At 64.1% G+C, this 14,318-nt stretch carries 14 protein-coding genes; 3 read left to right on the top strand and 11 right to left on the bottom strand.

The window, feature by feature from the left end; translation table 11 throughout:
* Positions 1-105: 105 nt before the first annotated feature.
* A complete protein-coding gene (locus FXB40_RS13020) occupies positions 106-333 on the bottom strand; it encodes a hypothetical protein (protein WP_148772591.1) in 228 nt (75 codons plus the stop codon).
* Positions 334-647: 314 nt separating this feature from the next.
* Here FXB40_RS13020 and FXB40_RS13025 point away from each other — a divergent pair, with 314 nt between their 5' ends.
* The 3 genes from FXB40_RS13025 to FXB40_RS13035 all read left to right on the top strand — a co-directional run bounded on the left by FXB40_RS13025 (position 648) and on the right by FXB40_RS13035 (position 3,999).
* Positions 648-1,763: an AI-2E family transporter gene (locus FXB40_RS13025; protein WP_148772592.1), complete on the top strand. Its 1,116-nt coding sequence runs from the start codon at positions 648-650 to the stop codon at positions 1,761-1,763.
* A gap of 377 nt (positions 1,764-2,140) precedes the next feature.
* The gene (locus tag FXB40_RS13030) at positions 2,141-2,533 is read left to right on the top strand and encodes an NUDIX hydrolase (RefSeq protein ID WP_148772593.1); all 393 of its coding nucleotides are present in this window, start codon (positions 2,141-2,143) and stop codon (positions 2,531-2,533) included.
* 503 nt (positions 2,534-3,036) lie between these two features.
* Entirely contained in the window at positions 3,037-3,999 is a 963-nt protein-coding gene (locus FXB40_RS13035) for an alpha/beta fold hydrolase (protein WP_148772594.1), read from the top strand.
* A 227-nt stretch (positions 4,000-4,226) separates the two neighbouring features.
* On the opposite strand, the gene FXB40_RS13040 is transcribed toward FXB40_RS13035, so the two are convergent.
* The 10 genes from FXB40_RS13040 to FXB40_RS13085 all read right to left on the bottom strand — a co-directional run bounded on the left by FXB40_RS13040 (position 4,227) and on the right by FXB40_RS13085 (position 14,317).
* Complete coding sequence (locus tag FXB40_RS13040) at positions 4,227-4,508, bottom strand: hypothetical protein (protein WP_148772595.1); 282 nt, start codon at positions 4,506-4,508, stop codon at positions 4,227-4,229.
* A 363-nt stretch (positions 4,509-4,871) separates the two neighbouring features.
* Complete coding sequence (locus FXB40_RS13045; RefSeq protein WP_148772714.1) at positions 4,872-5,159, bottom strand: YciI family protein; 288 nt, start codon at positions 5,157-5,159, stop codon at positions 4,872-4,874.
* 70 nt (positions 5,160-5,229) lie between these two features.
* The gene (locus FXB40_RS13050) at positions 5,230-6,204 is read right to left on the bottom strand and encodes a sugar ABC transporter substrate-binding protein (RefSeq protein ID WP_148772596.1); all 975 of its coding nucleotides are present in this window, start codon (positions 6,202-6,204) and stop codon (positions 5,230-5,232) included.
* Positions 6,205-6,251: 47 nt separating this feature from the next.
* Positions 6,252-7,226, bottom strand: a complete 975-nt coding sequence (locus FXB40_RS13055) for an ABC transporter permease (RefSeq protein ID WP_148772597.1) — start codon at positions 7,224-7,226, stop codon at positions 6,252-6,254.
* Complete coding sequence (locus FXB40_RS13060) at positions 7,223-8,173, bottom strand: ABC transporter permease (RefSeq protein ID WP_148772598.1); 951 nt, start codon at positions 8,171-8,173, stop codon at positions 7,223-7,225. The genes FXB40_RS13055 and FXB40_RS13060 overlap by 4 nt, the downstream gene beginning before the upstream one ends.
* A complete protein-coding gene (locus tag FXB40_RS13065; RefSeq protein ID WP_148772599.1) occupies positions 8,166-9,680 on the bottom strand; it encodes a sugar ABC transporter ATP-binding protein in 1,515 nt (504 codons plus the stop codon). Before FXB40_RS13065 ends, FXB40_RS13060 begins: the two co-directional genes overlap by 8 nt.
* Positions 9,677-11,068 carry an FAD-linked oxidase C-terminal domain-containing protein gene (locus tag FXB40_RS13070; protein WP_148772600.1) on the bottom strand — a complete coding sequence of 464 codons (1,392 nt, stop codon included), beginning with the start codon at positions 11,066-11,068 and terminating at the stop codon, positions 9,677-9,679. Before FXB40_RS13070 ends, FXB40_RS13065 begins: the two co-directional genes overlap by 4 nt.
* Before the next feature lie 63 nt (positions 11,069-11,131).
* The gene (locus FXB40_RS13075) at positions 11,132-12,016 is read right to left on the bottom strand and encodes an intradiol ring-cleavage dioxygenase (RefSeq protein WP_148772601.1); all 885 of its coding nucleotides are present in this window, start codon (positions 12,014-12,016) and stop codon (positions 11,132-11,134) included.
* 15 nt (positions 12,017-12,031) lie between these two features.
* Positions 12,032-12,934: an NAD(P)-dependent oxidoreductase gene (locus FXB40_RS13080; protein WP_148772602.1), complete on the bottom strand. Its 903-nt coding sequence runs from the start codon at positions 12,932-12,934 to the stop codon at positions 12,032-12,034.
* Positions 12,935-12,955: 21 nt separating this feature from the next.
* Positions 12,956-14,317 (bottom strand): amidohydrolase family protein, encoded by a 1,362-nt coding sequence (locus tag FXB40_RS13085; RefSeq protein WP_148772603.1) that lies wholly within the window; start codon positions 14,315-14,317, stop codon positions 12,956-12,958.
* Position 14,318: the final 1 nt, after the last annotated feature.

Raw genomic sequence — 14,318 nt, forward strand, 5'->3', positions numbered from 1 at the left:
AGATGTGTATAAGAGACAGATCTGCCAAAGTAGTGCTAGTTCCGGCCGCGCCAATCCCGGGGCGATCGTTGCAATCAGACTCCGCCAACTTTCGAGCCGCGCGAGCTACCACCCAACCCCGGCCCAGCGCCGTCCGAACACCGGCGGCTTGGTCTTCACGGCCGACCAGCTGAAGAAGTGATGCTTCCCCGACCAGGAGTGCACCACGCCGCTGCAGATGCTGCATTTGAACTGGCCTGAATGCGGCTCGGCGTGCTCTTCCCTTGTCGCGGTGTAGTTCATGCTGCAACCGGGGCAGGTGAATTCTTCGATCGTCCAGAGACTGTTGGCCATTGCACCGCAATTCTGTTTGGGACCTCGAGGCAAAGCGTAAGGGCGGGCCTTTGCATCGGCGTAAATCGGCCGGCTGAAATCCGGTTAATCGTCGTTAGCCAAACCGGGCTCCGGCCGCGATATTGGGGGATTTTCCCGATCTTCTGAGGGCGCGTCCGGGCGCCTTCGTCACAGCGGTTTCATCTTGAAGCACGACGCGGCCGGTCCCCGAGGGGCCGTGCGCGCGCCCGGTCGTCTTGACGCCCGGCTCCTGGCTGGCAATAACCCTAGCCCGCGCAAGTGCCGGAACTCGCGTTGATGCCGCAAGGAAAGCCGTGCCTGTGAAAAGTCTGCGTCAGCTCCTGACGGGCGAGGACGTCATCCAGCTCGTAATCCGCCTCGGTTTGCTGGCGCTGCTGATCCTGTGGACGCTCTACATCATCCGGCCGTTCATCCCGATCCTGGCCTGGAGCGGCGTGCTCGCGGTCGCGTTCTATCCGGCCTTCAGCTGGGTCTCCAAGGTCCTCGGCGGCCGGCCCAAGACCGCGGCTGCGATCCTTACCCTGATCACGCTCGGCATCGTCCTCGGCCCGGCCACATGGCTCGGCGTGAGCGCCGTGGACGGGGGCAGGGAGCTGGCGCACCAGCTCGGCACCGGCGACCTCGCGCTCCAGACGGCGCCGGAGTCGATCAAGTCATGGCCGGTGATCGGCCCGACGCTCTACGAGCTCTGGGACCAGGCCTATAACAACATCCGCGCCGTGCTGCGCGAGGTCGCGCCCTATCTGCAGCCGTTGGCGGGACCGCTGTTGTCGCTCGCAGGCGATGCCAGCCTCGGCACGCTCCAGTTCCTGGTCTCGGTGTTCGTGGCCGGCTTCCTGTTTCCGCACGGGCCGCGATTGGTCGCGGCCGGGCGCGGTTTCCTCTCGCGCATCGTGCCGGAGCAGGGCGAGCATTTTCTCGAACTGGGCGGCGCCACCATCCGCGCGGTGGCGCAAGGCGTGATCGGCGTCGCCATCGTGCAGGCGCTGCTTGCCGGCATCGGCTTCAAGCTCGCGGCCGTGCCGAGCGCCGGCCTGCTCGCCTTCATCGTGCTGTTGCTGTCGATCGTGCAGATCGGCGCTTTCCTCGTGCTGCTGCCGGTGATCATCTGGATCTGGACCGCCAAGGACGTCACCACGGCGCTGGTGTTCACCGTGTTCTTCGTCCTGGTCGGCTTCCTCGACACCATGCTGAAGCCGCTCGTGATGGGACGCGGTCTCAACACGCCGACCATCGTGATCTTCGTCGGCGTGATCGGCGGCACACTCGCCCACGGCATCGTCGGCCTGTTCATCGGGCCGATCATCCTGTCGGTGGCGTGGGAAATGGCGGCGGCGTGGATCCGGACCGAGGACCGAACCGCGGCGGCGAAGCCGAATGCGATGCCGCCAGCCGACGAGGTTCGCTAGCCGGGTAGCCCCGAAGGGCTGCCTCAGGGCAATCGCATTTGGGAGCGCTTCCCCTGTGGCAATCCTTCGAGACGCCCGCCGTTGGCGGGCCCTCAGGATGAGGACCGAGTGTGCGGCCGTAGTTTGACGAGCGCCGATGCCGCTTAGCCTCATCCTGAGGAGACCGCGAAGCGGTCGTCTCGAAGGACGAGGCGCGCACTCAGGTCGTGCAAATGCCATATGCGATCGCCCGGCTGGGCCGCCTGGACGTTTGCCGCACCTCGCATGCGTGTGGATAACGATGGGTACCGACGGTATCCGGGGCGGTCGACAAACTTGTCTAATGAAATAGACAAGTTACGATGGCGCGATTCTGTTTTCAGTTTGCGACAGTTGTAATGGCGAAGTCTTCCAAGCTGGTGGCCGCCAAGCGCGGCAAGGTTCTGTTGGTCAGGCGACGGTCGGACGGCCTCTGGATGTTCCCGGGCGGCCGAAAGCGTGCGCGCGAGTCCGACAAGGACTGCCTGCGCCGCGAGATCAAGGAGGAATTGCCCAAACTGAAGCTCGGCCGGATCAGCCTCTGGAAGGAAGTCACGGCCAAGAACAAGCGTTCCGGGCGCAAGATGAGCGATGCGATCTTCATCGCCAAGAACGCCAAAGGACGCCTGGCGATCGGCGACAAGAAGGAGCTCGACCGCGCCGCCTGGCAGAAGCCGCGCGGGATCCGTCTGACCGCCACCTCGCGCTACATCCGCGATCGCCTGTTTCCGCGGAAGCCGCGGCGGAGCTAGTCGCGCAGGGTGTGACAAATCGTCCGATTATTCCCCGCGAATGTGTGAACCAGTTCACAAGCTGCCACGGCGAGGGCTGCTATAGACACGTCATTGCCTTACCAATCCATTTTCCTTGAAACGCCCCCAGTGCTTCCGCGCACTGGGGTTTTTCGCGTTTGGAGGTAACCCAGTTGCAGCCGCCGTATCTGCTCCTTTTTGCGGAACAGCCAAATGCATCGGCTACGGGCCCATGACTGTCTTCTGCCGCAAGCAACGGAATGTCAGCCTTCGGGCTGGAAGCGGACCACGGACGGACCGCGCAGGGAAGCCCGGTTGTGACCCGAAGCCGACCTTGCGCCGATGCTGCCGGAGGCGGGTGCGGGCTCGAAGATAAATTCGTAGAGCATGTCGTTTTGGCGGTCCGCCGTTCGACTGGGTGTCGGCGGAGCCCCTTCGGTTGTGGCTGGAGCTCACAATGTGACTGATTAGCTATCAGATCAATGATCTTGCGGAGGTTGGCAATGACGATCTCACTTCGATTTATAGAGACAAATGGCATTCGAATGCACCTGGCCGAAGCAGGGAGCGGCCCCACCGTGCTTCTCTGCCATGGCTTTCCGGAGTGCTGGTATTCGTGGCGGCACCAATTGGAAGCGCTCGCTGCCGCCGGATATCGCGCCATCGCGCCCGACATGCGCGGTTATGGGCAGACGGACAAACCGGATGCGATCGATCAATACACTCTATTGCATTTGACCGGAGACATGGTCGGATTGCTCGACGCGATCGGCACGGATCAAGCAGTCGTTGTCGGACATGATTGGGGAGCGCCGGTCGCTTGGCGCTGCGCTCTGTTTAGACCGGATCGATTTAGGGCTGTCGTTGGCTTGAGCGTGCCGTTTCCGGTACGTGGTCCCGACCGACCAAGCACTGTCATGCCGAGGGCCGAAAAGCAGCGCTTCTATCAACTGTATTTCCAGACGCCGGGCGTTGCCGAGGCAGAACTCGAAAAAGACGTCCACAACGCAATCAAGACGACATTGTTCGCCCTATCTGGCGATGCGCCGGTTGAGGATCCTGCGTCGCTCACGATGCTTCCTAGTGAGGGGGGGTGGCTTGATGGGAAGCCTACAACCCAATCATTGCCGACGTGGCTCACGGACAGTGACATCGAATTTTACGTTGAGGAGTTCAAGCGCACCGGCTTTGGAGGAGGTTTGAATTGGTATCGCAACATTGATCGCAATTGGGAGTTGCTCGCACCATGGTCCGGCGCAAAGGTTAAGGTCCCGGCACTCTATGTCGTTGGCGATCGAGACGGGGTTTACAGATCGCCGAGTTGGAGCCATCTCGTCCCTAGCCTGAAACAGTTCGTGCCCTTGCTTCGCGAGACAATAGTCTTGAAAGGTTGCGGTCATTGGACTCAGCAAGAGCGCGCCAAAGACGTAAGCAATGCGCTCCTGGAATTCCTGAAACAGTTATAGATCGCGAACGGGCACTTGCGTAGACGCGGCAAGCAACGGAATGTCGCGTTTTGGCCCGAATGCGAAGTAGCGGCGCACCTCGTTGAGGTCCGCTGAGTGAGGCATAGCGGACTACATTTGCGCAGGTTGAGTATTTCGCATTTTGACCCGTTGCTGACGTCGGTGAGACCTTCGTTTGCCCCCTCAGCGATCGCAGTTGTTAAGATCATCCGATATGTTTGGGCGATCTAACCACCTTGTCTCACACCATCGAGAAATTGCTCCTTTTCGCCAGGCGCATATCCCTGACAAGCGCCGAAATACGGTTCAGGTTTGTCGCAGTCCGGGGTGCCGGACCGGTCTTGGAGCGGCAGGCGAGGTGGCGCGTAGGCAAAGCTCGAAGCGGAGCCCGGTGCGAACGTGCCCTGATTGGAGCGAACCTCAGCGTGCCGGTGGGTGTGGTGCGCCGGCGCCGCGTTCGCAACGCCGCACAGGGCGATCAAAAGGCCCAAGGCCAAAATGGAACGCATTGCATTTTCTCCAATCGAGAACCACGCCTGCTTAGCTAGGGATTGGGTCACGCCGTTCCAACGAGTCCTGCTTCACGATTAGTCAAATCGGTGGCACCACTCGCGCGGGGCGTCTACTTCATCCTGGTTAGGCAAATCCTATGACCGGTCCGGCACCCGCGAGAACGCGATGGTCTCAAACGATTTGAGAACGGCCTGCGGCGGGCTGGTTTCCGCAATGAGACGATCTGAGGTTGGCGGAATTTCCGCTGTTGGCCCATCTGCGACCTCAGGAAATGTCCGCATTTCGGCCGCTGTTGGTGGATGACCGGACATCAGTTGGCCGGCCATCCAACAAGTGCACACCGAAGAACGCGGCGCTGCTCAGCCTTGCCGCCGCAGGAAGCCGGTGATCGTGACCTTCTCCCAGATGCCGGCCGCTGCGAACGGATCGGCGTGATTGAAGGCCTCGACCTCGGCGCGGCCGGGCGCCTCGATCAGGAACAGGCTGCCGATCATGGTGGTGCCGTCGTCGGCGACCAGCGGTCCCGACATCACGATCTTGACGCCGAAGCGCGAGGTGTCGCCGAGGAAGGCCTTGTGGGCATCGTAATTGGCAAGCCGCGTCGGCAGCGCGCCGGTGCGGTCGATGGCGTGGATGGCAAACAGCATGATGTCTCCGGGATTTTCGGGGACGGCTGTCATCTCAGCCGTCCCGGCGTTTGATCAGAACAGGCTGCGACTACTTCGCGCTGAGCTTGCTGGCCTCTTCGAAGGTCGGGCAGACGCGCTGCTCGAGCGGCTGGTCGAAGGGCTGGTAATTGTCCTTGGTGATGACGGTCGGCTTCAGAACGATCTCATTGACGATCGGCTGGTTGCGCAAGCTGCGGACCGCCATCATGGTGCCGAGGCATCCTTGGGCAAATCCGTTGTAGTCGCCGCTTGCGAGCAGCTTGCCGGACTTGATGGCGTCGATCGCCTCCTTGGTGCCGTTGATGCCGATCACCTGCGCCTTGCGGTTGGCGCCGTCGAGCGCCTCGATCGCGCCGACCGCCATGGCGTCGTTGGCAGCGAGCACGCCGTCGATCTGCGCATTCGACTGCATCAGGTTTTCCATGACCTGGAGCGCCTGAAGCCGCTGATAATTGCCGGGCTGCGAGGCCAGGAGCTTGGCGCCCGGATTTTCCTTCAGCGCGTCGTTGAAGCCGCGAACGCGATCGACATTGGTCAGCGAGCCCTTGACGCCCTCGATGATGACGATGTTGCCCTTGCCGCCGAGCGTCTTGAGCAGGAAGCGCGCGGTCTCGAGCCCAAGGCTGTAATCGTCGGCGCCGACGAAAGAGAGGAATTTTCCGCCGGCGGAGCGGTCGGTGATGTTGACGACGGGAATCTTGGCATCGTTGATCTTCTCGACGCCCGGAACCATCGCCTTGTAGTCGACCGGCGTGAACACGATCGCACTCGGCTTCTTCACCACGACGTCCTCGATCTGGCTGAGCTGCTCGGGGATCGAGTCCGGCTTGGTCGGAATGTACTGCAGGGTCTTGGCGTTCAGCGTCTTCGCCATGTTGTCGGCGCCGACCCGCACCGTCTGGAAGAACGGGTTGGTCTGGTTCTTGGTGAACACGGCAATGGTCTCGCCGTCGGCGCGCGCCTGCGTCGTGAAGGCGGCCGCCATCACGAGCGGCAGTGCGAGATAGCCCAGTCTCTGTTTCATGTTCGTCTCCATCCCCATCTTGCTTTGTTGGATTGCTTGAAAACTCGTTACGTCCGGCGGCGGGTCTTCATGTCGAGCCAGACCGCGAGAATGACGATGATGCCGGTGACCAGCGGCTGCCAATTGGCGCTGACTGACAACAGGTTCATGCCGTTCAGCACCAAGGTCAGGATCAGCGCGCCGATGAAGGTGCCGAACACGGTGCCCACGCCGCCAAACAGCGAGGTGCCGCCGATCAGCACGGCCGCGATCGCGGGCAAGGTCAGGCTTTCGCCGATGTCGGCCTCCGCGGAGTTGAGCCGGGACAGGAAGATGATCGAGGCGAGCCCCGCCATGGTGCCGGAGACGGCGTAGACGAGCAGAAGGCGCCGTGTGACCGGAATGCCGGAGAGGCGGGCGGCAACGGGATTGGCGCCGATCGCATAGATCTCCTGGCCCCAGATCGTGCGCTGGGCAAACAGCGTTCCGATCCCGAGGAACACCAGCAGCAGATAGACCGGGATCGGCAGGCCGAACAGATAGCCGCTGCCGATCTGGCGGAAGCCGGCGGGGAAGCCGTGCAGCGTCTCGCCCGCCATGTACCAGTAGGTCAGTCCGTTCAGCACCCAGAGCATGCCGTAGGTGGCGATGAACGAGGGGATGCGCAGCGCCGTCACCATGATGCCGTTGAGGAGGCCGACGATGCCGCCGCAGGCAAGCCCGGTCAGGATGCCGAGCGTGGGTGAGCCGGTGGTGTGGATCACGGTCCCGGCGACGCACGCGGACAGCGCGACATTGGCGCCGACCGAGAGATCGAGACCGGCGGTGAGCACCACCAGCGTCAGGCCCGAGGCGATGAAGAAGGTGAGGCTCGCCTGGCGCAGGACGTTGAGGATGTTGCCGAGGCTGAGGAAGGAGTCGTTCAACACCGCCAGCACGGCGCAGATCAGGAACACGGCGAGCAGCCGATAGAACAGCTGGATCGCGTCCTGGGACAGGAACGAACGTGGCGGCGACAGAGCCTCCTTGGTGATGTCGGTCATGTGCGGCTCCGCAGGCCGTCGAGGAACAGCGCGACAATGACGAGGACGCCGACGCTTGCGACCTGCACCGAGGAGGGCAGCGAGATCAAATTCAGCCCGTTGCGCAGCACGCCGACGGCGATGACGCCAAGGAGGGTGCCGAGCAGCCAGCCATTGCCGCGCTCGAACGAGGTGCCGCCGACCGCAACCGCCGCGATCGCATCGAACTCAAGCCCCAGCCCCGCGGTCGGATGCCCCGAATTCATGCGGGCGGTCATCAAGAGGCCGGCGATGCCGGCCATGGTGCCGCCGATTGCGTAGACCGCGATCAGGAGCTTGTTGGGCGACAGACCGGCATAGCGCAGCGCCTCGCGATTGCCGCCGAGCGCGAACACATAGCTGCCGAAGCGGGTGTGATAGAGCAGGCCGTGGAAGGCCACGTAAGTCACGAGCGCGATCACGACAGGCACGGGAATGCCGAGCAAGGTCGCCGAATAGATGTCGCGGACGCTGTGGGGAATGCCGACCACGCTCTGGCCGTCGGAGACGATCAGAGACAGGCCCTGCGCCATGCCGAGAGTGCCGAGGGTGGCGACGAAGGGCGGAATGCCGAGGATCGCGACCAGCCAGCCATTGACGATGCCGAAGGCCGCGCCGACCAGCACGCCTGCGCCCAGCCCAAGCAGCATCGATTGGGTCGCGAGCGAGACGATGGCGACGCAGAGCGAGGTCAGCGTCAGCACCGCGCCCATCGAGAGGTCGAGCCCCTCGGTCATGATGATCAGCGTCATCGGCAGCGCCAGCATGGTCAGGATGGTCGACTGCACCAGCACGTTGGAGAGATTGGCCGGCGTGAGGAAGCCGGGTGCGATCGCCCCGAACAGCACGATCAGGGTGCCGAGCACGATGGCGACGCCGGGAATGCGCTGCAGCGGATTGGGTTGTGAAACGACTGCGGCCTCACGCATGATGCATCCCCAATCGCACGATGTTCTCCTCGGTCAGCTCGTTGCGCGCCAAATGTCCGGCGACGCGGCCCTCGCGCATCACATAGGCGCGGTCGCAGACGTGGCAGATCTCGACCTGCTCGGACGAGATCATCAGGGCGGCTGCGCCTTCGGCGACCAGCCGGTCGATCAGTGCAAAGATCTCGGACTTGGCGCCGACATCGATGCCGCGCGTCGGCTCGTCGAAAATGAAGAGTTTTGCGCCGGCCGCCAGCCATTTGCCGATCACGACCTTCTGCTGGTTGCCGCCGGACAACAGGCCGACTGTCTGTCGCGCACTTGGCGTTGCTATGCGGAGTTGCCGGATCAGGCCGTCGGCGGTGCGCTGGCCGCTGCGCGGATCGAACAGCCCGCTCGGGAACAGCTTTCGCAGCGCCGAGACCACGAGATTGTCGCCGACCGAACGCAGCAGCGCGAGCCCCTCGCTCTTGCGGCTCTCCGGGATCAGCGCAATGCCGCGGCGGGCGGCGATATCCGGCTCGCCGGAGATCGGCTTGCCGTCGAACACGATCTCGCCCGATGTGGTGGGGTCGGCGCCGAAGATCGCGCGCGCGACCTCGCTGCGGCCGGATCCGACCAGGCCGCAGAGGCCGACGATCTCGCCGCGGCGCACCTCGATGTTGATGTCCGAGATGCCGCTGGATGACGTCAGGCCCTTGACCTGGAGCAGCAGCTCGCCGGGCTTGTCGGCAAAATTGCGCGGATAGGTCATGTCGACGGTGCGGCCGACCATCATGCGGACCAGCTGGTCGGGCGTGACGTCGGCCGGGCGCACACCGTCGATGCGGCGGCCGTCGCGCAGCACCGTGATGCGGTCGCCGAGCGAAAACACCTCGGCCATGCGGTGCGAGATGTAGACGATGGAGACGCCGTCGACCTTCAGCCGCGCGATCAGCGCGAACAGGAGCTCGGTCTCGCGGTCGGACAGCGCGGCGGTCGGCTCGTCCATGACCAGGATGCGCGCGTTCTGGCTGATGGCCTTTGCGATCTCGACCATCTGCTGCTGGGCGACGCCGAGCGTGTTGACCACGACGGACGGGTCGATGTCGAAGCCGATCGTGTCGAGCAGGCGCTTGGCATCGGCCAGGATCTTGCGGCGGTCGATGGTGCCGGGAATGCGGCCCTTCGGCTCACGGCCGAGGAAGATGTTCTGGGCGATGTCGAGATAGGGGACGAGCGAGAATTCCTGGAAGATCACGGCAATGCCGAGTTTTTGCGCGTCCGCGGTGGACGCAATCGTGACCTTCTCGCCTTTGTAGAAGAATTCCCCGGCATCGGCCTGGTAAGCGCCGCACAGCACCTTCATCAGGCTCGACTTGCCGGCGCCGTTCTCGCCGAGCAGCATGTGGACTTCGCCGGCGTAGAGCGCAAAGGACACATCGTCCAGCGCCTTGACGCCGGGAAACGTCTTGCTGATGCCGCGCAGCTCGAGCAGCGGCGTTGCTGAGGTCTCGCTGGGAGGGGTCATGGCTTTGCTCCCGCAAAGATCTTGCCGGGGTTCATCAAGCCTTCCGGATCGAGCGCGGTTTTGATCGACCGCATCACGTCGACGGCTTCGCCGAGCTCGTCGGTGAGATAATCGATCTTGCCAAGCCCGATGCCGTGCTCGCCGGTGCAGGTGCCGTCCATGGCGATGGCGCGGTCCACCATGCGGGCCTGCAGCGCCTTGGCGCCGTCGATCTCATCAGGCTTTGCGGGATCGACCAGGATCAGCATGTGGAAATTGCCGTCGCCGACATGGCCGACGATGGGGGCGGTGAAGCCGTGCTCATCGGCATCGCGGCGCGTCTCGGTCAGGCATTCGGCGAGCCGCGAGATGGGCACGCAGACATCGGTGATGACGGCGCGCGCGCCGGGCCGCAGGCCCAGACCGGCATACAGCGTGTTGTCGCGGGCATGCCAGAGCCGGCTGCGATCCTCCGGCGCCCTGGCCCATTCAAAACCGCGGCCGCCGTGCTCGGCGGCGATCGCCTGCGCCAGCTCGGCCTGTTCGGCAACGGCGCTCTCCGAGCCGTGGAATTCGAAGAACAGCGTCGGCGCCTCGCGATAGCCGAGTTTTGCGTAGGCATTGATGCCGCGCATCATGACGTCGTCGAGCAGCTCGACGCGGGCGACCGGAATGGCGGCCTGGATGATGCCGATCGCGGTATCGACCGCGTTGTGCAGGGTGTCGAAGCTGCACACGGCCGCCGAGATCGCCTGGGGCAGCGGATGCAGTTTCAGCGTGACCTCGGTGATGACGCCAAGCGTGCCTTCGGCGCCGACGAACAGCCGCGTTAGATCATAGCCCGCCGCCGATTTGCGGGCGCGCCTGGCGGTGCGGATCACCCGTCCGTCGGCCAGCACCACTTCCAGCGCCATGACGTTGTCTTTCATAGTGCCGTAGCGCACGGCCATGGTCCCCGATGCGCGCGTCGACGTCATGCCGCCGATCGAGGCATCGGCGCCGGGATCGATCGGAAAGAAAAGCCCGGTGCCGCGCAGTTCCGCATTGAGCTGCTTGCGGGTGATGCCGGGCTGGACCACGACATTCATGTCGCTGTCGTGGACCGTCAGCACCTTGTTCATGCGCGCGAAGTCGATGCAGACGCCGCCTTCGACCGAGGACGCGTTGCCCTCGAGCGAGGTGCCGGCGCCGAACGGCACGATCGGCATGTTCACGCCGGCGCAGAGCTTGACGATCTCAACGACTTCCGCGGTCGTCTCGGGATAGACGACGATGTCTGGGGGCAGGGCGCGATAATAGGATTCGCTCTGGCCATGCTGGTCGAGCACGCCGCGCGCGATGGTCGCACGCGGACCGATCACGCCCGTGAGGCGTTCAGCCAAAGCGGCACTGTTGACCCGCGGTCCCATCGTCTCTCCCTGTTATCCGTCCTTGTCGCGGACTGTTGTCAGTCCGTCGATTCGACGTTCGGCTTATGCCGCCTGCGCGTTGCTTGCGGCCTGCTTCAGGCCGAAATCATAGTTGAGGTGATAGTAGGCGGCATCCACCATGCGACCATCCGGCGCACGGCCGGCCGGGCAGCGGACGAAGTCGTGGATCAGGCTGTCCTTGACGCCGAACACCACGTCAGAGTCGAGATATTTGTCGCCGGCGACGAACACATGCGTCACGAGCTGCTCGAAGCCCGGTGCCGAAATCATGAAGTGGACATGCGCCGGGCGCCAGGGGTGACGACCCTGCGCCTCCAGCATCTCGCCAACCGGGCCGTCATGCGGGATCGGATAGGCCGCCGGCTTGATCGACCAGAAATGGAAGCGGCCGTTGGCGTCGGTGTGGAAGCGGGCGCGCATCGCGAGATCGCCGATCTCGTCGAGCTGCTGCACGTCGTAATAGCCGTCATTGTCGGAATGCCAGACGTCGACCACGGCGCCCGCGAGCGGGCGGCCGTCGACGGTCGAGACCGAGCCGGTGACGATCATGGGATCGCCTTCCATGGCGCCGGAGATATCGTCGCCATTTTGCTTCTCCGGCGCGGCCTGGACGAAGAACGGACCCAACACGGTGGTCTCGGTCGCGCCTTCGGGCACCGGATGGTTGATCGCGTCGACCAGCATGGAGACGCCGAGCGTATCCGACAGCAGGATGAACTCCTGGCGCTTGTCGTCGCACATGTGGCCGGTGCGGGTCAGGAAGTCGATGCCGTACTCCCATTCCTTCTGGGTCGGCCTGATTTCGCGCACGAAGGCGTGGAGGTGACGCACCAGCGCTTCGCTGACCTGCTTGATCCGGGGATCGGTGGCGCCTGCGATGCGCTCGAGCACGGCGTCGGTGATGTTGGTCTCGCTGAAATTACGCACATTCGCCTCCGCCGATCAGAGTTTGGGTTCGTCCAGGCCGGACAGCCGCTCGAGATGCTTCACGGTCGCGATGAAGTCGGTCTCGCCATCGCCTTGCGCGACCAGCGCGCCGTAGGTCTCGCGCACCTGCGCTGCGAGCTGCAGCGGCACGCCGACGACATGGCCGGCGCTGAGGATGAGGTCGAGATCCTTGGCCATCTGCTTGCAGGAGAAGCTCGACACGAAGTCACGGCTGCGCAGCGGCGCGGTCTTGTATTTCACCATGGGGGAGGCGACCGCACTCTCATCCAGCACCTTCAGAATGTCCTGCCAGCCGATGCCGCCCTTGCGCGCCAGCGCCAGGCTCTCGGCCATCATCGCCGCCGAGACCGCGATCATGAGATTGACCGCGAGCTTTGCGTAGCGGGCTTCTTCGCTTGGGCCGAGATAGGTCTGGGCGTGGGTAAAGCTCGCAAACAGCGGTTTTGCGTTTTCGAAGGCGTCCTTGGGCCCGGAGACGAAGCAGCTCAGCGCGCCGGTGTGGACGATGCTGGCGTTCCCCGAGACCGGCGCGCGCAGATAGGCGACGCCACGCGCCTGTGCGGCGGCATCGACCTCGGCGGAGGCTTCGGCGCTGACCGTGCTGGTCTCGATCAGCACGGCCTTCGGCGCCATCGCGCCGATCAGTCCGGTCGGGCCGAGCATCACCGCGCGCAAGGCGGCGTCGTCGGGGAGCGATGTGATGACCGTAGGCCGGCCGTTGACGGCTTCAGTGGGCGAGCCCGCGGCAGCAATGCCGTGCTCGCGCGCCTCGCTGAGCCGCGCGGCGCTCTGATCGAAGGCGGTGACGGCATAGCCGGCCTTGGCGACGAGTAGCGACATCGGCAGGCCCATCTTGCCGATGCCGATGAAGGCGATCTGTTTGCTTGTGTCAGTCATTGTTGTTGTCCGTTGGCCGCGTCACGCGGCGTGCCCTTGTCGTTCGATGTTCTGCACCAGCCGCTGGCCGGAGCGTTCGAGCAGTTCTTTCTTCTGCGCGAGACCGTCGACCAGCAGTTTTCCGTTCCGTTTCTTCCAGCGGCCTCCGATCATCACCGCCTCGATATTGGCAAGGCTCGTCTGCATCACCACGGTGGCGACGGGATCGTGGACCGGAAACAGATTGAGATCGTCCGCATTGATGACCACGAGATCGGCGAGTTTCCCCGGCGTCAGCGAGCCGATCTGGCTCTCGCGGCCGAGCATGCGGGCGCCTTCGGTGGTGATCCAGCGCAGCGCCTCCCGGGCCGGGATCGTGGTCGTCGCCGGGATGGTGCCCTGGCTCTTGCGTGACTCCGCATTGTCGAGGGCGCGCTGCATCGACAGCGCGACGCGGGCGGCTGAGAACAGATCGCCGGCCAGCACGGATTCCAGGTCGATGCCGATGGTGGGACGGACGCCGCGCTTGAGCAGCCGTCCGGTGATCGGGAAGCCATGGCCCTGGATCATCTCGTTCTCCGGCGTTACCGAGAAGGTGACGCCGAGATCGATCAGCCTTTGCAGGAGATCATCGGGCAGGTCGTTGCCATGGACGATGTTGACGTGAGGGCCGACGAGGCCGGCCTCGATCAGCTTCTCCCAGCCGCCTTGTGTCTTTGCGGGACCACCGCCCTGGTGCATCGAGGCGATCAGGCCGAGCTCCCGCGCCAGACGAAAGTCATGCACGGACACGTCGAGCGTCGAATAATGCGGGCCGAGAATGGCAAGCCCGAGCGTGACGAGGCCGTCGCGGTCGGCGAGGGGGCCTGCCAGCAGCCGTTCGACCTCGCGACGCGGATGCGGCACCTCCGAGAAATGCGGCTCGCCCGGCTTCGGCTCAGGCTTCGGCGAGCCGTGGAAGAAGGCGGCGCGGATGCCGCTCTCGATCAGGCCGCGCACGGCGGCGTCGGTATGATGAGGCGTCGGGTTGTTGTGGCACCAGTCGACCAGCGTGGTGGCGCCGCAATTGATCTGGTTCAGCGCACCGACGAGGGTGGCTATGTAGATGTCGTCGGGAGCGAACAAGGTCGCGAGCCCGGCATGCATGCGGCGGAAATATTCGAGCAGCGTCCAGTTCGCAGCATATCCGCGCAGCGCCGTCTGCCAGGTGTGCATATGCGCGTTGATGAGCCCGGGGATGACGATACGGCCGCGGCCGTCGACGATCTCGGCGTCGGCGGCGTCGATGCCGGGACGCACCTCGGCGATCCGCCCGTTCTCCACCAGCACATCGCCGACACGGAGATCGCCGATCGACGCGTCCATGCTGATGATTGTTGCTGACTGGATGAGGGTGCGTCGCATG

This window comes from Bradyrhizobium rifense (assembly GCF_008123425.1).
GTDB lineage: Bacteria > Pseudomonadota > Alphaproteobacteria > Rhizobiales > Xanthobacteraceae > Bradyrhizobium > Bradyrhizobium rifense.